This is a genomic window from Prevotella pallens ATCC 700821, from assembly GCF_000220255.1.
GTDB lineage: Bacteria > Bacteroidota > Bacteroidia > Bacteroidales > Bacteroidaceae > Prevotella > Prevotella pallens.
The window spans coordinates 269,791-289,453 of the sequence record NZ_GL982514.1; the positions used below are offsets into that span (position 1 = coordinate 269,791).

Below are 19,663 nucleotides of genomic sequence, written 5' to 3' on the forward strand. Positions count from 1 at the left end.
CCTACGGCTGCTAACAGCCTGCCATTTCGCTGCGAACGGATTGTTAATAATGCAACGAACACCCACGAAATAACCACGAGACACTCCGTAAACACCCAACATTCACCCACGAAATAACCACGAAACACTCTGTAAACACCCAACATTCACCCACGAAATAACCACGAAACTCTCCGCCAGGCGTAGGGGACCGATTCATCGCGCCCGTATTCTGACATAAACAAATACACATATCCATTTCACCGCACACGTGTTTCCGTTCGTCATTTTGTGAGTGTATTCCGATATGCGGGCGCAATAAATCTGCCCTACGGCTGCTAACAGCCTGCCAATAATGTTGCTGACGGATTGCAACAACACAACATTCAAAAAACAAAACTCATACTTTCGCAATGTAAAAACCCCATTTTTGCAATTCAAAAGAGTGGTTTTTGTAATTTAAAAAGAGTGTTTTTGCAGACCCAAAAAGAGTGTTTTTTGCAGGTCAGAAAGGTAGTTTTTGTAGACCCAAAAAGTGTGGTTCGTAGTTATGAACTTAGGATATTCTATGGTTTTTAGCCCTTTCCTGAACTTTATTCTGTTGCAGAAATGTTGCGTTTTAAACCGTCGAATTTGACGCGTTTTACAGCCGAGCCTTTGAAAAGTGCGCGATATTGTTCGATGGTAAGGTTGTGCCAATCGGCTTTTGTCATAGCAAGTAACTCAGATTTAGGTTGGAATTCGGGTGTAGTATTGGGTGTAGCAAACTTGTTCCAAGGGCATGCGGTTTGGCAACGGTCGCACCCATAGATGGTTGTTCCCATTGTTTGTTTTGCTTGTTTCGATAGTTCGCCACGGTTTTCTATTAGCTGATACGATAAACAACGCTCACTTTCAAAGTTCTTTCCCTCGCATATTGCACACGTGGGACAGGCATTTATACAACGTTTACATCTACCACAGCGGTTCGGCATAGGCACATCGTAGCTGTCAAACTCGTATGGTAAGAATATTTCTCCCAGGAAAAACATTGAACCAGCCTTAGGAATAATGAGCTGATGGTTCTTTCCTATCCACCCTAAACCAGCTTTTTGTGCCCAATAACGTTCCAAAACGGGAGCCGTATCAACGAAAATGCGTATTTCGCCTATTGGTTTTTCAACCTCGTCAGTATCAAATTTATTTGCGATAATAGTAGCAAGCTGTCGCAACTTTTTCTTCATTACATCGTGATAGTCTTGTCCGTAGGCGTATGCAGCAAGCTGAAACTCTGTAGCAGCCATAGTTTTTGCAGGTGCATAGTTCATTGCGAGTGAAACAATAGTCTTTGTTCCCGGTACAAGTAAGCAGGGGTTAAGTCGTTTTTCGGTGTAGTTTGCCATGTAATCCATAGTGGCTTGACTGCCTTTGCTTATCCACTGGCGCACAGCAGCGGCTGTTTCGGCATCTACAGGCGTAGCTTGTACAATGCCACAAGCAAAAAAGCCGAGACTTTTAGCCTCAGCTTTAATCTCCTTCTTCGAATATTTTAAACTCATATCCTTCGTGTTTTAACCACTCTAAAGCACGTGGCAAGGCATAATGAAGCTTGTCGATGCTCTTCAATGAGTCGTGAAACGTAATGATAGAACCATTGCGTGCATACCTACGAACGTTACGAAGAACATCGTGTCCCGTAAGCCATTTAGAATAATCGCGTGTTACAAGGTCCCACATAACCACTCTGTACTTTTGCTTTACCCACCAATAGACGCTATGACGAAGCCACCCATGTGGTGGACGAAAGTATTTAGACTTGATAAGAGCATTGGCTTCGGTAACATCAACAGCATAAGTTAGCGTGAAATGTTTAAACGAACCGAGATGGTGATAGGTATGATTGCCCACCAAATGTCCTCTTCGTACCACCTCTTCGTATAGTTCTGGATACTTCCTAACGTTGTCTCCTACCATAAAAAAGGTAGCTTTTGCCCCATATTTATCGAGTGTATCGAGAATGAAAGGTGTAGCTTCGGGTATTGGACCATCGTCGAATGTGAGATAAACGGAATGGTCATCGGGCGACATTCGCCACAATGCGTGTGGGTAAAGCCACCGTATCCAGCGTGCAGGTTGTTCTATAAACATACGTCAAAGTATACTCTTTGTGTTCTATTAAACATTTATATGAGTATTAAATTCTTCGTGTTTTGAGCACGAGAGAATTACTTTTATTGCTTTATACATATACAAATCTATAATGAGAAATATGCTTTAACTTATTTCATCTCATAGATTGGTTATGTTATAAATAGGTAGAGGCGGATAAAAATCCGCCTCTTTTACTTATTGCATCTTGCCTCCGCGTGCTTCGTAAGCCTTTAACATACCCATAAACTCAGCGTTATGAGCTTCCGCCCAGCGTGGATTGTTCTGCTTGTTTGCGTCTATATATTGGTATAATATCTGCAAATGCATTGCGCAAGAGCTCATACTGATATTGAATAACCGCTCTGACAGGTTGAGATAGTAGCGAATGTACTGTGCAGAAGTCTTCCACATTTCGTTATACATCGCCTCTGCCTTAGCCTTCTTTCCTAACATATAGTAGGCATCAGCTATTATTGGACCACCCTTTACATACGAGAATGAAAGTGGAAGATTATAAGTTGGCAGCACCTTTTCGGCTTTTTCGAGCACTTTCAGTGCCTTATCTTTCTTGCCTTCCAATATTAAATTCATTGCCAATTGTGCCATTTCACGACGGTGTGTGTAGCACATTCGCATTACAGTTTCGTCAAGATAGATACCTTTAGTAGCCACTCCTCCCCATCGGAACTTATTCATTACAAGGTTATAGGTCTTTTCAGTGTCGAAACTACCTCCTTTTCGTGTGTTGAAAGGTGTAATACGGTTCAGCAATCCCTCCTGTATAAAGTTGTCGCCGAGGTTCATAAAGTTCTCACTACCCACAGTAATAGCCACATAAAGTGGACGAGTCCAGTTGCAATTGGCTATCATTTCGAGCATCATGATGTCGTTCTTAAAGAGTTCTTCTTTACCTGCGAGCGAGATAACCATACGGTCTGGAATGCTATCAGTAGGCATCATCATACCACTTCGGCGTACTGCTGCCTTATCAATAGTCATATATAAGGTATCGGTAGGTATGACATGGAACTGCGAATCCTTAGCGCGTACCCAATATTTTAGTATGTTTTTCAGCTCGAATGGGTCTTCTCCGAACTGCCTCCGAGCCTCTTCTGGATTCTCTTTATACATATCCAGAACTTGCTGTTTTAGGTTTGGTCTCACTGGAATAGCCTCGTTTGTACCACTTATATAGTCGAGACGGTTCCACCTGATAGGCACACTTGGCGATGTATAAGCAGGTCGGCGCATCTGGTCGATATACCAATCGGTTTGCAAATACGACAAGTTGCATACACGAGTATCGGTGCGTACGCCTTCAACATCTTGGTTATACCATAGTGGGAAGGTGTCGTTGTCTCCGTTGGTGAATACAATTGGATAGCCCTTTTCCTGCATAGAGTTCAGGTAGTTCTGTCCAAAGTCGCGACAAGTGTATCGATTTGAGCGATCGTGATCGTCCCAAGTCTGCGATGCCATCTGTATTGGTACGATGATAGATGCTACCGATGCAATGGCTGCAGCGGCTGTTCCAGACAGTTTTAGCTTCTTTAATCGGTCGTAAATGGCTAGAACTCCGAGTCCACACCATATAGCATAAGCGTAGAAAGAGCCTGCATACGAATAGTCGCGTTCACGCGGTTGTCCTGGCGTTTGGTTAAGATAGATGATGATTGCTAGTCCCGTCATGAAGAAAAGGAAGAAGATTACCCAGAATTGTTGTATGCCTCTGCGTCCTCTCCATGCCTGCCAAAACAGTCCAAATATACCAAGTAAGAGTGGCAAACAATAGAAAACATTGTGTCCTTTGTTTGTTTTTAGCTCATCGGGCAGCAAGTTTTGGTCGCCATATAGCATATTATCGATGAAAGAGATACCTGTAATCCAATTTCCATGTTCGGGTTCTCCGTATCCTTGTACGTCGTTTTGGCGTCCAGCAAAGTTCCAAAGGAAGTATCTCCAGTACATAAAGTTGCACTGATAAGATAGGAAGAAGCGTATGTTTTCCGTCTGTGTAGGCATCTTAACGCCGTCAACATCGTGTCCTTCAATGCCTCCCATAATCTGTTCGTAGTCTTGTGCGTGTGCATTATCCCACATACGAGGGAAGAACATATTCTGTTCGAACACCTGAGAAGTTTTGTTTCGCACCAAGAAATATGCATCTGGTTCGTTTGGCGATGCCTTTTCTTTACGTTCGTAAACTGGTTTGCCCTGTTTAATTTCGTAGTGTCTACCGTCCTCTGCTACCTTTGGTTCACTGGTATAAGCCTGTCCGTAGAGTAGTGGATGGTCGCCATACTGGTCGCGTGCAAGGTAGTTTCCAAGCGTAAAGATATCTTCTGGCGAGTTCTGATCCATAGGAGGGTTAGCTGTTGAACGTATTACTATCTCTGCGTATGATGAATATCCTATTATCATCATAAGCATACAGAGCAGTGCGGTGTTCTTTAAGCGAGCCGAAATAAGCAATTCTTTGTTGCGTTTCATATTCAGAACGAAGTAGAAAGCCACTAAGATTATGGCTCCAACAATGAATGCAGACCAACCGTAGCCTACGAATGGAATACCAATAAGGGCGAAAGCCGTTAAGAATGCAATGTTCTGTCGGCGTAGATTACTATCCTTATATGTTTCGGCAATTGCCCAAATGAAGCTTCCTATGAGTAGTAAGATATATAGAATGGTACCTGTGTTGAACGGCATTCCGAGTGTATTGGTGAACAAAAGCTCGAAAAATCCGCCCACAGTAATAATGCCTGGCACCACGCCATATAGCACAGCGGCTACCAAAACAATTGATATTGCGAGAGCTACAAGCGACCCTTTGAGGTTGGCATCGGGCACACGCTTATAGTAATAAACCAGTACGATGGCTGGAATACATAGTAAGTTGAGCAGGTGAACACCAATAGAAAGACCTGTCATATACGCAATTAGCACCAACCAACGGTCTGCGTGCGGCTTGTCGGCATTGTCTTCCCACTTCAAAATCAGCCAGAATACTACTGCGGTGAATGCCGATGAGTAGGCGTAAACCTCGCCTTCGACAGCCGAAAACCAGAAAGTGTCGCTGAAGGTGTATATCAATGCGCCCACCATAGCAGCCCCTTCAATGGCAATCATCTTGCCTAACGAAATGTCTTCACCGTCTTTTACGATGAGTTTACGGGCTAGATGGGAGATAGTCCAGAATAAAAACATAATACAAGTTGCCGATAATAGCGCACTCATAGTATTCACCATGCGTGCCACTTGGGTAGCATCGCTTGCAAAATGTGAGAAAAGATTGGCGGTAAGGGCAAAGAATGGTGCCCCGGGAGGGTGTCCTATTTCGAGCTTATCGCCTATTGTTATGAACTCGGGACAATCCCAAAAGCTTGCCGTTGGCTCAATTGTGGAACAGTAAACAAAGGCAGCTATCAAGAAAGCAAGCCACCCCAGCGTGTTGTCCACTAGTCTAAACTTTTTCATTTATTATATATATAATAATGTGTAAATTACTTTTAGCTACTTGTTAGCCTGCTTATAAAAAGCAGTTTACCCACTTATGCAAAGTAGGGTACAAAGGTAATACTTTTATTTCAGTATATTTTAAAGGTCTTATAAAAATAAGTTAAAGTTGTTAAATCGTCCTTTTTGAATTCAAATAGGATATTAGAGTATTGGAAATTATACCCACAATGGGGTACGAAAATGTATGTTCGATGGAACAAATGTACGTATTTTATGAAACGAATATACATATTTGATAATGTAAGGATACGGGCACGATGAATTTGCCCCTACGCCTGATGGATTGTTCATTGTGTGTTTCGTTGTGTGAATGTTGCATTATTATAATTTATTCGCAATATTTTGGCAGCCCATTTGTGGCGTATTGTTTGTGTATTTATGGTTTATTTGAATAGTGGGGTAGGACTTCTGTTTTGCAAGATGATGGTGTGCGTTTTGTAAGAATAGTGCAGAAGAAAAACGAAAGTGGGGTTTTGACATTGCAAAAACCCCACTTTTGCAATGCAAAAATAGGGTTTTTATCGTGCAAAAACCTATCTTTTGTAACACAAAAAGGGGGTTTTTGGTAAGTGGTTAATATTTAGATGGTTACAGCTTCTATATATTTTAAAAAGTTATGGTGCCACACAGGGGGTAGTTTTGTTGTGTATGGCTCACGTTTAATGTACCTTACAGGGTGGTTGTACTGTTTATTTCGTGTGCCAAAACCTTTGCTACATGCTCGCCCATAGCCTTGTATCCTTCTGGGTTAGGGTGCAACCAGTCGCCACTTTGCCACTCTTTGCGTAACTGTTTGGGGTGTTGTGGGTTGCGCATAAGCTCATCGAAGTCTATGAAACCATCGGTTTCGTGTGTTGTTCTTATCCATTCGTTCACGGTTTGGCGTGCCTTTTCGCGTGCTTCGTTGTAGTAACTTTTGCACCCTTCAAAGGGTGTTATGGTGCCCATATATACTTTTAGCCCGTGCGCATGTGCTTTTTTCGTCATTTCTTTATATGCTTCTATCAGCTGACGTGCCGTTTCTTCTGGATTTTTAGAAGTACCAATGTCGTTTATTGCCTCGAATATTATAACAGAATGCAGTCCGTGTTGTCCAAGAATATCACGGTCGAAGCGTTCTTTTCCGGGTGTTCCTAAGCCAACAGACAGTATTCTGTTGTCGCCAATACCCAAATTTAGCACTCCCGTTTCGGCTTTTTCGGGTGTGTTAATGGCAGCCGAGAAGAAGTCGGGCCATCGGTTTTGTGCATTGTTTGTGCTTGCTTTGCCATCTGTAATGCTGTTGCCGAGTATGGCAATGGCTGTTGCTGTGTTGCTAAGCACCTCTATTCCTGCAATGTTAAACCAGTGTTCTTCTTTGAAAGCTGTGCGAAAACTGGTGTCGGCATTGGCTTTTCCTTTCAGAATATAGCTTGTTGTGCGCGACCCCATGTGCACTGTTGGTTGTTTAGGAGCCTTTATATAGTTTATGGTAATGGCTATTTTGCTTAGCGGTTGTAGTTCGAACTGCAATTCATCAGAGTATATTGCTTTTCCTGCCGGTAGGGTTACACCGTCTTTACCACTGAACTTAAGATAGCTAACCTTGCCTTTGCGTATGTCCGAACCGTTTTCAGCTTGTGCAATATATACGCTCTCTATTTCTACGGGTGTAGTAGACAGTTCGTTACTTAGCTTCAATCGTATTGTTTTTCCACCTATACTCACTTTCACAATCTGCCTTACAGCTCTGTTATTCATCTGGTTGTTGTAAGGCATAAACCTTTTATCTACTGTTTGTGGGGCACAAGCCCATGTGCCAACCCAGTGTTCTTGTTGTGCGAATGTGGCAATACCAAATAGCAACAATAGTGCTGTTAGAAAGTTGCGTGTATACATAATTCTGAATAGTTTATTGTTTTGATGCCGACAAAGTTACGAAATAAATTCAGATGCGTGTAGAGTTTGCATTATTAAAAGAAGGGTTTTAACCTCAATTGGCTGTTCAATAATAAAACAAAATAAGGTACAACACTAATTCGTAATTTGGTTTTAAGCAGTGCACAAATACTTTTTAGCCCACTATAATATACAACGAAGGGAGTACAAACCACTTGCACTCCCTAGCCACATAGATAGATACTCTTATCTAAAACAATGAAAAAATTAAGTATATTGAACCTTTTTATGATTCTTAAGAATAGGGAAGAAGTAGCAGGAGTGCCCGCAATGCACTCCGTTTCTAAGCAGATTATGGCTTTGCTACTATCCTTCCGTTTACGATGTATAGGCCTTTTGGTAGCCGATTGAGTTCGGTTGAAAGGCGTGCACCACCAATAGAGTAGATGTTTTGTGTGGTTTTGGTAGTCCGAATGGTGTGTTTGTCAATGTAAGCAGGGTCGGTTGTGATAGTAATCCAGTCTGTTATGGCTTTCTCCGAACCATCTACGAGCGAGTAGCACGTACCATATTGGTCGGTAAATTCCTTCCAATGCGTGCCAGTAGGTACCTTTAGAGCGCAGCCTTCTAATAGAGGTATGCGTGTAAAGTATGCCATACTGCCTGCAAACGGATACTTATCGTCGCCGTTTCCCTTTACTTTGATGTTGCAACGGTCGAACTTCCATTCGCCGAAAGAGAAGCCATTGATACCCGCATTTGCCTCTATGGTGCACTGACTAATGGTTACTGAGCCGTGATTTTGGAATGCTTGACGACTCGCTTTGTCCTTTGCTTCAATGGCACCGTGTAGGTTTAAGGTAGCATTTGGTCCAACGACGCTCAGCGAACAGTCGTCGTTGTTATATATAGTATTACTTAGTTGGGCCGTAATATTGTTAGTTCCAATGAGCTGAATAGTTACGTTGTCCATGAAATTTAGTATTCCATAGTGTGCGTTTGTGCTTATATTGGCATTCTCTAATGTAAGTATGCGTGTTGCAGGGTCGAACTTTACGGTTCCTTCTACACCTGGAATAGTTGTAAGGTCGTTGCAATTGTCCAGTGTTATAAGCTTTCCTGCAATCCATATTTGGTATGTTGTGGGTGTAATGGTTATAGGTTCTTTTAGCAGTTTGCCGTCTTTGCCTATTCCTCCAAGCTCTTCATCGAAGTCAACATCCGTAGGCTGACTTATTTTGCACCCCATTAGTGTAAGATATTTAAAGCACCCTATCGAGGCAATATTCTTACCTTCGGCTGTTACGGTGGCATATTTTATGGTTAGTTTTTCGTTGTTTTTACCATCTTCGCCCACTATTCCGTAGTTTAATCCTCGTGCGTTCAATGTGCATGCATCTATTATTAAGCTGGTAGCATTGGCATAAATGGCATCGCCTTGCGTATTTTCCACGTTTAATGTACCACTTCCTGCAATTTGCATAGGCTGTGTAAACTGTATGGTAGAGGTAAAGTCTGACCGCATTTGATTCTTTCCTGCCACCCTAATGGTTAGCCCTTTGAGGGTAGAATAGATAGCATTGGCATTTCCTCCGTCTATTTTTGCGTTCTTCAGAAATAGGGTTTTGTTTTCTGCATCGTATTTAACACTACCTTCTACACCAGGTATAACGGTTAAATCGTTACAGTTTTCTGATGTAACCCACGTGCCTGCAATGGCGAAATCATACTTAGTTTGTGCCTTTAGCTGCTGTGCGAGAGCTAACAAAGCAACTATCGCAATAACAATGGTTGTGTTTTTGGTTCTCGTTAGTAGATAATTCTCCATACTGTTGTATGCCTTCCCTGTTGAAACTCTTGTGGAGTAACGCCGTGTCGGAGGCTTGGGCGTTGGTTAGCTTATAGGCTTTCCAGTGTTGTCTGTACCCGATTTAGGTGATAGTGGGTATAACACGGTTGTTTGGTTCTTTTGCTTTTTTCTTTTATTTAGTAGATTTATGCAGCAAATTTAAGTAAAAATTATGATACAACCTAATATTTTTCACAAAAATTTTATACTACTTTCATTTTTCTAAATATTGGCTATTGTTTATTTTTCTTTTAGCGATGACTTTACTGTAGTGTGGTTTCTGTTTTTCAAAAGTATGGTTTTTACATTACAAAAGTATGGTTTTTGTTTTTTGAATGTTGTGTTGTTGCAATCCGTCAGCAACATTATTGGCAGGCTGTCAGCAGCTGTAGGGGCTGATTTATCGTGCCCGCATATCGGAATACACCCATAAAATGACGAACGGAAACACGTGTGCGGTGAAATGGATACACGTATACAATAATGTGGAAATGCGTATTCGGTGAAATGGATATGTGTATTTATTTATGTCAGAATACGGGCGCGATGAATCGGCCCCTACGCCTGGCGGAGTGTTTCGTGGTTATTTCGTGGGTGAATGTTGGGTGTTTACGGAGTGTTTCGTGGTTATTTCGTGGGTGTTCGTTGCATTATTAACAATCCGTTCGCAGCGAAATGGCAGGCTGTCAGCAGCCGTAGGGGCAGATTTATCGTGCCCGTGTATACGTGCTCGCCACACATTCGTAAAACGTTGGGGCACATTTGCAATCCGTTTGAAACACATTTATGTAATGTTCGCAACGTGTTCGTTATCTGTGTGTTACATATTCGCCGTGTAAAAGTATGGTTTTTGCGTTGCAAAAGTATGGTTTTTGGCGTGCAAAAACTACCTTTTTGGCTTACAAAAACCACCTTTTTGACCTGCAAAAAGTGGGTTTTTATATCTTCGTAAAATACATCAGTATTTTTATAGATATAAATAAGGAATATGAAAGAACTTATAATAAATTCATAAAAATGGTATAGAATAGCCTAAAAAGGCAATCTTGCCATTGTATTTTGTATATATTTTATATATGATGTAAGGTTAAATAAACAGTGTTTGCATAAATATAGAAATATTGTTTGTACAATTTTGTGTTCTCTTACTAATTGTTTTAAGTTGTAAGCATCTTCCTTTTGATTTACGTTAATATTGCTTTCATATTTTAATTTGCAAACGATTGCATATAAAAATATGCGAAAATAGATAATTGTATATAGGTTATTTCGATGTTCGTGTGTATCTTTGCACACAGAAAGACTAAGGTAAAGAAATTTAGTTATTAGGTAGATAGGTTTTTTTCATGATAATTATTAACAAGTTATTTTGCTTAAAGAAGATAGAAAAGTAAATGAAACATTTAGAATACTTCATGTAAATAGTTTTTCATAGGTATAAATTCAGATTATATTTTTGGTTCAACGGGGCTCGTAGGCTGTGAAGCAAGCGAGTCCTTTTTGTATATATGGTGTATCAATTGCAGGGGGAGATAATAACAGTTGCGAGCTTTTATAAAAACTAAAAGCAATATGAACTAAGATGTATTTAGGGTTTCGCGTTTGCTAAAATGTACTCAGTATCTATGATATTCCTAAGAGTGGAAACACAAAAAGCCTCCCTCTTGTGTTGCGAAAAGGGAGTTTTTACTCTCCAAATAGACCATAGATACCAACAAAATGCACAACGAACACTCCGCCAGCCGTAGGAGCCGATTCATCGTACTTATATTTTCGTTTAACCATACTAACACATTTTTTGTTTCCACGCCCGCATTTTCGTTTTGTCGAATACACATTTTCATTTCACCGAATATATATATTCACATCATCGGATACGCATATATTCGTCATCGTACACGCATTTTCGTTCCACATTTCGTGGGTATATATAGATATGTGGGCACGATAAATCGACCCCTACAGCAGCTTACAGACTGTCAAAATATTGCGAACGAATTATAAGAATGCAACATTCACGCAACAAAATACGTTGCGAACACTTCGTAAATACGCAACACTTACAGTGCAAAAATGCCGATATTGTATTGCAAAACTACTGTATTTGTAAAACGATAGTAACAATATGACTAAGAGAGTGTTGCGTTGTTGCTATTTGTGTGCTACGTTATAGCAAGCTGTTTGTGGCTTTAGGGTGTCTTTTTATCATGTTCTTTTATCTAAAAACGCAACCATATAGCCCTGTATATTGTACCCCCTGATAGGTTGTTTTTCCTAATACGATTCCTCGTTGTTAGGGAATGTTTGCGCTTTTACACACTTCATATAATCGCCGATTCCATCGGTCATACACTTTCTAATATTGGCAAACTGACGTAAGAATTTGGGTTTGAAACTTTGTGTCATACCCATTGCATCGGCATAAACCAGCACTTGACCATCGGTTCCACTGCCTGCGCCAATTCCAATAGTGGGAGTTTTAATCTGCTTAGACACTTCGGTAGCCAATGCTTGTGGTACTTTCTCTAACACCAAAGCACACACACCAGCCTCGTCTAATAGTTTAGCATCGTTCAAAAGTTTGGTTGCTTCTGCCTCGTTCTTAGCTCTTAAGCCGTAGCCACCGTACTTATGTACGCTCTGCGGGGTTAAACCAAGATGTCCTACTACTGGTATTCCAGCCGCAATAATAGCTTTTACGGTGGCAACAACCTCGCTGCCGCCTTCTAATTTTACCGCATCTACGCCGCTTTCTTTCATTATGCGGATAGCATTGCGCACACCTTCATCGCTATTAACCTGATAACTACCAAACGGCATATCGCATACTACAAAGGCATGGGTACACGCTTTGGCAACAGCTTTGGCATGGTAAATCATCTCTTCTATGGTTATAGGCAACGTATTGTCGTTTCCGCACATTACGTTCGAAGCCGAATCGCCAATCAATATGCTGTCAATGCCAGCTTCATCAAATATTTTTGCAGTCGTAAAATCGTAGGCAGTAATCTGTGCAATCTTCTCTCCAGCCTCCTTCATCTGCCGAAGTGTTATTGCAGTTATTTTCTTTTTATCTGTTGATAAATAGCCCATTACGTTGTTTATGTTTTATTGCTGTTCTGTTAATTTATAGCCAACGAAGTTTGGTATCACTTCTTTTGTAAACTCTTTAATGCTTTCTACCGAATTGGTAGTAGCTAGTCCAACAACTCGTGCCTTAGCCGCAACACCTGCACGAAGCCCATTAAAGCTGTCCTCAAACACTATACAGTGAGTTGGTTCTACACCCAATGCACGTGCAGCAGTGATATATCCATCGGGCGAAGGCTTACTTTCGTGGAAGTCCTCAGCTGTAAACACAGCATCAAAAAGCTGTTTAAACGTGGGGTGTTGGTGGTAAACGTTTTCCATTTTAGCTTTATTGGAACTTGTTACTATAGCGGTTTTTATGTTATTTTGCTTCAACTGTTGCACAAAGTCCACAAAGCCATCTACGAATGTGTAGGGCATTTGTTGTTCGTAGGCGTCCAGTCGGCGTGTTATTTCCGCTTGTTGATTGACTTGTTTAGCAAAATAACGATTATAAATTTGGGTGAGAGTCTGTCCTTTAATCTTTAATTCTAAACCTTGTTCAGTAGGATAAAACTCGTTAAATATACTCTTCCAGAACTCAGTATAAAGTGGTTCGGTATGGAAAACCACACCATCTAAATCGAAAAGACACGCCTTTATCATTTTCATTATATTATTATTATCGTGTGCAAAGTTACGAAAGTTTTTTTGTAACTTTGCCAATTGATATGGTAAAGAATATATTTACAGCAGTTTTAGTTTTTGTATTGGCTTGCTTTATGGCTATAGGTTGTACAAAGAAGCAAGCAAAAGTAAAGGCAATTGTACCCACCAGTACAGTTAAAATAGACACTATTATTCGGTTTAACAAAGATGCTGCGTGCAAAATACACATTAACTATGTGTATTTAAAAGGTAAACAGTATGCCACAGCTAACGATTCGTTGCTTAGAATGGGCACTTTGCAACCCAATTACTTTGCAACAAGCTACGAAAAACTTACACCTCAGCAGGTAATAGAACGTTTAGTGCAGAACTATGGTAAGGAATATTTAGACCTTGCACGCTGGTTAAAAGACCGAGAACACGCTGCAAGTCAGCTGGATTGGGCACTTAACATAGATACGCGCATACTTTCTGGTAAGGAAAACTATGTGGTTTACATATCGAATATATCTATTAAGACAGGCGAAACAATCACTAAATATTCGCTTTGCTTTAATATCGATCCAAAAACTGGTAGGCAAATAACGCTGAAAGAGACCTTTGGAGACGATTACAAAGCAACTTTGACGGAGAAAATAGTGGAACAAATGGCGAAAAACAATGGTTGGGATAACGACGATGTGCCTGAAGCGCAAGCCAAAGGTTACTTTGTAGGGATAAAACCCTATCCTTCAACCAATTTTATTCTGTACGACGATTCCACAACATTTATATATTCGCCAGGAGAAATTAATCCTAACGAAGTGCGAGTAACCATAGAAAACTAACGAAAAATATAGATATGTCAGACATTATAACCAAATATTTTCCTCAAATAACAGCTCAACAGCAAGCGCAGTTTAACGCTTTGTACAATTTGTATGCCGAGTGGAATGCAAAAATAAATGTTATTTCGCGTAAAGATATAACTAATTTATACGAACACCATGTGCTTCATTCACTTGCAATTGCCAAGTTTATAAATTTTAGAGACGACACAAATGTGCTCGACTTTGGCACTGGTGGTGGTTTTCCAGGCATTCCTTTGGCAATAATGTTTCCCAATGCAAACTTCAAAATGATAGATGGTACAGGCAAAAAAATTAAAGTTGCCACCGAAATAGCCAATGCTATAGGCTTAGAAAATGTGCTTTTGCAACACAAGAGAGGCGAAGAAGAGAAAGGAAAATTCGATTTTATTGTGTCGAGAGCTGTGATGCCACTACCAGACATGATGAAAATTGTGCGCAAAAACATTGCTAAAGACAACCATAATGTGGTGGAGAATGGTGTAATAGTGCTGAAAGGAGGAACACTCGATGAGGAATTGAAACCCTATAAAAAGGTAGCTATTCAAGAAGAACTATCGCAATGGTTTGAAGAAGCGTGGTTCGAAGAGAAGAATTTAATATATGTTCCTCGCATATAGTATGTTTGTTGCAAGCATTAAAGTAAACTATAATACTCAAAAAACAATATTTATATGATACAGATAAAGTGTTTTGTGTTCAATATGATAGAAGAAAATACCTATATAGTATGGGACGACAGTCTGGAATGTGTAATCATTGACTGTGGTGCTTTCTATGAAGAAGAACGCCAAACAATAGTGAATTTCATAAAAGAAAACCATCTTAAACCCGTACATTTGCTGACAACGCATGCACATTTGGACCATAATTTTGGCATAAACACCATTAACGATACGTTCGGACTGTTGCCAGAGGTGTCTGAAAAAGACGCTCCTGCTTTGCGTTCGCTCAAAGAACAGGCGCAAAATATGTTTGGAATGCAGCTAAACTACGACTTCCCACCTGTTGAACACACCTTTAACGCTGGCGAAATAATAAAGTTTGGGCATCACGAACTAACGGTTATAGAGTGCCCAGGACACACCCCCGGTGGTGTAACATTCTATTGTAAAGACGAAAAAGTGGCATTTACAGGCGATACTCTCTTCCGTGGTAGTGTAGGAAGAACCGACTTTGCGGGCGGTAGTATGTTTCAGCTGATTAGTAGTTTACGAGAGTTATCGCAGCTTCCCGACGATACTGTGCTTTACCCAGGGCATGGAGAGCAAACAACAATGGGCTACGAACTGGCGCATAATCCGTATATGGATAGATAGAAATATGACAACAGCGCAGCAAAATCCGTCTAAAATCATATTAGGCATAGACCCTGGTACTAATGTTATGGGCTATGGCGTTATCCGTGTACACGGTAATAAGGCTGAAATGGTGGTGATGGGAGTTATAGATATGCGCAGAGAGAAAGACGTTTATCTACGTTTAGGTAAAGTTTTTGAACGCGTTACAAGTATAATAGAAACTTATTTACCCGATGAAATGGCTATAGAAGCTCCCTTCTTTGGTAAGAACATACAATCTATGTTGAAGTTAGGGCGAGCACAAGGGGTGGCTATTGCAGCCGCAATACAACGCGATGTGCCCATACACGAATATGCCCCATTGAAAATAAAAATGGCAATAACAGGCAATGGTTCTGCTTCTAAAGACCAAGTTGCGGGTATGTTGCAACGTTTGTTGCACTTGCAAGACAGCGAAATGCCACAATTTATGGACGCAACCGATGCTCTGGGTGCTGCCTATTGCCACTTTCTGCAGTCTAATCGTCCTAATTCAGATGCTAAACACTATGGATCGTGGAAAGATTTTGCACTTAAAAACAAGTCGCGCATTAGTAATAAATAACATAAAACTCTATAAAAAATAAGCGTTTTGTACGGTTTTAAGTTATAAGAGTTGTACTTTTGCACAAAGATAGGTATAATTAGTAAATATAAATAACACTATTTCTACATTGTTGAATAGCAATTAAGACGATGCGAAAGCAAGAACAAACATTATAAGATAGTTAAAATAAATAGTATTAAACAATAACGATAACAATTAAACTCAATAACAATGATGAATTTAAAAAAGGTAACTATGGCACTTGTAGCCATCTTGTTTACAGCCACTGCTTATGCTCAAACACCACAACGCGTATACGACCAGATTTATAGAAGTTCATATAAAGTGGCTTCAGATAAGTCTGAAGATACCGAGATTCGTAAGATTGCATCGTTTAGAGTAGACGCAATATCTTACTTAAAAACCAAGACGCTGGAAGCATTGTCTGTTTCCGACAAGGAATTAACGGGTAAAGAAGTAGCCCATCTGAATGCACAGTTAGACTCAATGGCGTATTATATGTACGACTTCGTGAACCTTTATCTAAAGAATTATGCGAAGGCTGGTACCGATAAAGACAAAAACCGCATAAAAAAGATATTCCGCGATGCTAGTATAAATAACCCATTGTATGGCGATAAGGACGATGAAGTGGTATTAGCATACTACAATCGTGAGGATTATCCTACGCAATTCTCCCTCGATACTAATTGGATTGCTGCACTCGAAGAGGTGAAAAGAGAGTTAAAGTAATACTTTAAGTGCCTTAGCAAAACATTTAAAGACTTATAATATACAACTATCAATAAGTCGTTTCTTAATATACAGCGGACGCTTCTAACAGCGTCCGCACATCGAAAAACATACATTAAACCAACTATATTCGTGTAAACAATTTGTTGTGATACTGTTTGTTACAACATTTCATTAAGTTTCTACCTTTGTTTACAATAATAGCCCCATACCATACATATAGTCCTCTCGCATAACCATAAATGCAAGTTTAGTAGAAACGAAGTTGGAAGGTTATAAACAGTGCTTATTTGTTTATTCTCAATAAGATAGAACATCTTAGATATTTAGAAAAAACTGCTAAATACAGTTACTTTCTTTTCAGATATCTATCACGCTTGTTTCAGATATCTGTCAGTAACGTTTCAGATATCTGTCAGTAACGTTTTAGATATCTGTCAGTAACGTTTTAGATATCATCAAGAAACACCACCCATATAACGCTATATTATAACACCTAAAATATACCCATTCAACAGAAGATTTATAGAATACATTATATAGAATGTTTTAATTAATGTATTCTTACAACTTGTTGAACAGCAATATGCTACTTGTCGTTCTATTATATATAATTAAGACTTACCGTAATAGTTCTTTTAGCCGAAAATTCATCACCTTTTTTCTGCTGAGCCGCATAAATGGTAGTTTTTATTCCATTTTGTTTGCATTTTTAAAATAATATTTATACATTTGCAAACAAATACTACCATTTGTTGGCAAATATCAATTTTAAAGCATATATACGTCTACGTCTTGTTATATATAGAGGTGGAAAAATAGAGGTATCGCTGTAGAAAGATAAAAATATGTGCGTATAAAAAGCGCAAATGCCAATGTATAGAAACGGGAATAACCTAAAAACAGTAGAACTATCTAATAATTAATAAAAAGAATACATACGATGAAAAGACTTTTTACTACACTCTTTGCAGGTATAGCTCTGCTTGTTAGCCTGCTTGCTGCGCTACCTGTAACGGCACAAACAGAATATAATTTGTACGGACATCTTGTTGGCACACGGGAGAATAATGGTATCTATAAGTTTACAACAGCATCTACATCTAACTTTACTGAAGTGCAAAAAATACCATATACACCCGACTACGGCATTGTGAAGGTGAAAGACCGCTACTATTTTTTTGTGAAAGACGACTCCGATTACGGCTCAGATATGTACATGTACATCTACAACGCCAACGATTTCACCAACATAACACGCCACAAAGTGCCTGCCGATATGGTATCTATAGGTTGTCCGATAGCCTACGATGAAACTACCGACAAGGTATATTCTGTCTACAAAGATGGTTCAACCTATAAGCTCTGCACCCTCGAACTAACCAAACACGAACGCAAAGAGGTGGGCGTATTGGGCAACAACATTCTCGCAATAGCCTTTAACAAAGAAGGAAAACTATACGGAATAAACTCAGCAGGTAGGGTAGGAGAAATCTCAACAACCGATGCTACATTCACAGAGATACTCTCTACAGGCATGAACCCACTTTATCAGCAGTCTGCAGCCTTCCCCGCAAACGACAATAACACCCTTTACTGGGCAGCAACACTCGACGATTGGGGCGGAACACCGGGCATTTACAAAATAGACCTAAAAGCTAAGACCAGCACAATGCTACGCGAATTCAAGCACGAAGAAGAGTTTGGTTGCCTCTGGGTGGGCGATAAGATAGTAAATCCAAGTGCTCCTGCAGCGCCAACAGATATTGTTGCCGACTTCGCAAATGGCGATTTGAAAGGCAAAATAGGCTTTACGGCACCTACAAAAACCTACGACGGACAGCCTCTTACGGGAGCTTTAACCTACAAGGTGCTTGTTGATGGCGTGGAAAACACCAGCGGCACCACACAGGCAGGACAGGCTACCACAGCCGAAGTAACCACAACGCAAGGCTTACACAGCTTTGCTGTTATTGTGGTAAATACAGAAGGCGATGGCGACAAGGCAGAAATAAAGAACATTTACGTGGGACACGATACACCAAAGCAGGTGAAGAACGTGAAACTAATACAAGGCGAAGATATTAATAAGCTGATATTGACATGGGACGCTGCCACAGAAGGAATGTACAACGGCTACGTAGACCCAACAGAAGTGAAATACCAGGTGCGCAAAATGCCTTCAGGCGAAATAGTAGACAACGCAGGCGCATCGCCATATACTTACAACGTTACACAAGAAAAGGCTGAAAAGTGCTTCTTCGATGTTACCCCTTACATCGACGACGACCACAAAGGCATTCCAACAGCATCGAATAAGATAATGATAGGTAAGCCTTTCGAAGTGCCTTATACCGCCACCTTCGACACCAACGACGAAGTATTGCTCTTTACTACTGAACATCTTGGCGACGGAAACGCCTATTGGGACTGGGACAACGACTACAAATTCATGAAGATATACAGCTCTTCATCTCCTAAAAACGACTGGCTGTTTACACCATTCATAGCCGTAGAGAAAGACGCAATATACGAATTGTCGTTCGATATACGCACCATCGGCACCGAAAAGTATGAAGTGATGTACGGTTTACAACCCGAATCTGCTGCTATGACCGAACAATTGGTGCCTGATACACAAGAAGACACAGACAAGTTTGCTCCGCGCATTGTTGAATTTACAGCCAAACAGACAGCACCAATATATATTGGATTCCATGCTAACACTACCGATGTAGAGAAAGGAATGAACCTTTACTTAGACAATATATGCTTAAAGAAGATAGGAACAACTGGCATTAACAACGTATCTGCCCTTGCAGCCGATGTCAGCCTACGCATTGCCGACGGAGGAATCTATGTTCTTGGCGTTGATAACTATATCAGCGTAGTGCGCATCGACGGCACTCACCTCTTTAGTGGCGCTGTTAAAGCTGGTCAGCACATCGCCCTCGAAAAGGGAATCTACCTTGTACGCACCGCTAAAGGCACACAAAAAGTGGTAGTAAAGTAAGGTTTAACCACACAGTAGCTGTATTCTTTTAATGCAGTAACCCACTTTTGAAGGGGCTTCACCCTATGGTGA

Annotated in this window: 14 protein-coding genes; 7 read left to right on the plus strand and 7 right to left on the minus strand. The window is 40.4% G+C overall.

What is annotated here, in order from left to right; translation table 11 throughout:
- Positions 1–572: 572 nt before the first annotated feature.
- The 5 genes from queG to HMPREF9144_RS10320 form a co-directional block, all read right to left on the minus strand.
- Positions 573–1,517, minus strand: a complete 945-nt coding sequence (gene queG, locus HMPREF9144_RS10300) for a tRNA epoxyqueuosine(34) reductase QueG (protein WP_006045988.1) — start codon at positions 1,515–1,517, stop codon at positions 573–575.
- Positions 1,486–2,106, minus strand: coding sequence for a polysaccharide deacetylase family protein (locus HMPREF9144_RS10305; RefSeq protein WP_006045989.1), 621 nt, complete (start codon positions 2,104–2,106; stop codon positions 1,486–1,488). The genes queG and HMPREF9144_RS10305 overlap by 32 nt, the downstream gene beginning before the upstream one ends.
- 198 nt (positions 2,107–2,304) lie before the next feature.
- Positions 2,305–5,583 (minus strand): protein O-mannosyl-transferase family, encoded by a 3,279-nt coding sequence (locus tag HMPREF9144_RS10310; protein WP_006045990.1) that lies wholly within the window; start codon positions 5,581–5,583, stop codon positions 2,305–2,307.
- A 711-nt stretch (positions 5,584–6,294) separates the two neighbouring features.
- Entirely contained in the window at positions 6,295–7,503 is a 1,209-nt protein-coding gene (locus HMPREF9144_RS10315; protein WP_006045992.1) for an SGNH/GDSL hydrolase family protein, read from the minus strand.
- A gap of 352 nt (positions 7,504–7,855) precedes the next feature.
- Positions 7,856–9,331: a hypothetical protein gene (locus tag HMPREF9144_RS10320; RefSeq protein ID WP_006045993.1), complete on the minus strand. Its 1,476-nt coding sequence runs from the start codon at positions 9,329–9,331 to the stop codon at positions 7,856–7,858.
- Positions 9,332–9,879: 548 nt separating this feature from the next.
- Between HMPREF9144_RS10320 and HMPREF9144_RS10325 the strand changes: the two genes are divergently transcribed.
- Positions 9,880–10,191: a hypothetical protein gene (locus HMPREF9144_RS10325; RefSeq protein WP_040595762.1), complete on the plus strand. Its 312-nt coding sequence runs from the start codon at positions 9,880–9,882 to the stop codon at positions 10,189–10,191.
- Between the two features lie 1,435 nt (positions 10,192–11,626).
- On the opposite strand, the gene panB is transcribed toward HMPREF9144_RS10325, so the two are convergent.
- Complete coding sequence (gene panB, locus HMPREF9144_RS10335; protein ID WP_006045997.1) at positions 11,627–12,445, minus strand: 3-methyl-2-oxobutanoate hydroxymethyltransferase; 819 nt, start codon at positions 12,443–12,445, stop codon at positions 11,627–11,629.
- Between the two features lie 15 nt (positions 12,446–12,460).
- Positions 12,461–13,093 (minus strand): HAD family hydrolase, encoded by a 633-nt coding sequence (locus HMPREF9144_RS10340; protein WP_174262617.1) that lies wholly within the window; start codon positions 13,091–13,093, stop codon positions 12,461–12,463.
- Between the two features lie 59 nt (positions 13,094–13,152).
- Between HMPREF9144_RS10340 and HMPREF9144_RS10345 the strand changes: the two genes are divergently transcribed.
- From HMPREF9144_RS10345 to HMPREF9144_RS10370, 6 genes are all read left to right on the plus strand, one after another.
- A complete protein-coding gene (locus HMPREF9144_RS10345) occupies positions 13,153–13,917 on the plus strand; it encodes an RsiV family protein (RefSeq protein WP_006045999.1) in 765 nt (254 codons plus the stop codon).
- A gap of 14 nt (positions 13,918–13,931) precedes the next feature.
- Positions 13,932–14,558 (plus strand): 16S rRNA (guanine(527)-N(7))-methyltransferase RsmG, encoded by a 627-nt coding sequence (rsmG, locus tag HMPREF9144_RS10350; RefSeq protein ID WP_006046000.1) that lies wholly within the window; start codon positions 13,932–13,934, stop codon positions 14,556–14,558.
- Between the two features lie 54 nt (positions 14,559–14,612).
- Positions 14,613–15,257: an MBL fold metallo-hydrolase gene (locus HMPREF9144_RS10355; RefSeq protein WP_006046001.1), complete on the plus strand. Its 645-nt coding sequence runs from the start codon at positions 14,613–14,615 to the stop codon at positions 15,255–15,257.
- Positions 15,258–15,261: 4 nt separating this feature from the next.
- Positions 15,262–15,843 carry a crossover junction endodeoxyribonuclease RuvC gene (gene ruvC, locus HMPREF9144_RS10360; RefSeq protein ID WP_006046002.1) on the plus strand — a complete coding sequence of 194 codons (582 nt, stop codon included), beginning with the start codon at positions 15,262–15,264 and terminating at the stop codon, positions 15,841–15,843.
- 213 nt (positions 15,844–16,056) lie between these two features.
- Positions 16,057–16,578: a hypothetical protein gene (locus tag HMPREF9144_RS10365; RefSeq protein WP_006046004.1), complete on the plus strand. Its 522-nt coding sequence runs from the start codon at positions 16,057–16,059 to the stop codon at positions 16,576–16,578.
- A gap of 943 nt (positions 16,579–17,521) precedes the next feature.
- Positions 17,522–19,591 carry a choice-of-anchor J domain-containing protein gene (locus HMPREF9144_RS10370; RefSeq protein WP_006046006.1) on the plus strand — a complete coding sequence of 690 codons (2,070 nt, stop codon included), beginning with the start codon at positions 17,522–17,524 and terminating at the stop codon, positions 19,589–19,591.
- Positions 19,592–19,663: the final 72 nt, after the last annotated feature.

Bases quoted from the DNA above. Each gene is read 5' to 3' on its own strand.
- HMPREF9144_RS10325 (WP_040595762.1), top strand. From the start codon at position 9,880: ATGTCAGAATACGGGCGCGATGAATCGGCCCCTACGCCTGGCGGAGTG.
- HMPREF9144_RS10305 (WP_006045989.1), bottom strand. From the start codon at position 2,106: ATGTTTATAGAACAACCTGCACGCTGGATACGGTGGCTTTACCCACAC.
- HMPREF9144_RS10320 (WP_006045993.1), bottom strand. From the start codon at position 9,331: ATGGAGAATTATCTACTAACGAGAACCAAAAACACAACCATTGTTATT.
- ruvC (WP_006046002.1), top strand. From the start codon at position 15,262: ATGACAACAGCGCAGCAAAATCCGTCTAAAATCATATTAGGCATAGAC.
- rsmG (WP_006046000.1), top strand. From the start codon at position 13,932: ATGTCAGACATTATAACCAAATATTTTCCTCAAATAACAGCTCAACAG.
- panB (WP_006045997.1), bottom strand. From the start codon at position 12,445: ATGGGCTATTTATCAACAGATAAAAAGAAAATAACTGCAATAACACTT.
- HMPREF9144_RS10365 (WP_006046004.1), top strand. From the start codon at position 16,057: ATGATGAATTTAAAAAAGGTAACTATGGCACTTGTAGCCATCTTGTTT.
- HMPREF9144_RS10340 (WP_174262617.1), bottom strand. From the start codon at position 13,093: ATGAAAATGATAAAGGCGTGTCTTTTCGATTTAGATGGTGTGGTTTTC.
- HMPREF9144_RS10315 (WP_006045992.1), bottom strand. From the start codon at position 7,503: ATGTATACACGCAACTTTCTAACAGCACTATTGTTGCTATTTGGTATT.
- HMPREF9144_RS10345 (WP_006045999.1), top strand. From the start codon at position 13,153: ATGGTAAAGAATATATTTACAGCAGTTTTAGTTTTTGTATTGGCTTGC.
- HMPREF9144_RS10355 (WP_006046001.1), top strand. From the start codon at position 14,613: ATGATACAGATAAAGTGTTTTGTGTTCAATATGATAGAAGAAAATACC.
- HMPREF9144_RS10370 (WP_006046006.1), top strand. From the start codon at position 17,522: ATGAAAAGACTTTTTACTACACTCTTTGCAGGTATAGCTCTGCTTGTT.
- queG (WP_006045988.1), bottom strand. From the start codon at position 1,517: ATGAGTTTAAAATATTCGAAGAAGGAGATTAAAGCTGAGGCTAAAAGT.
- HMPREF9144_RS10310 (WP_006045990.1), bottom strand. From the start codon at position 5,583: ATGAAAAAGTTTAGACTAGTGGACAACACGCTGGGGTGGCTTGCTTTC.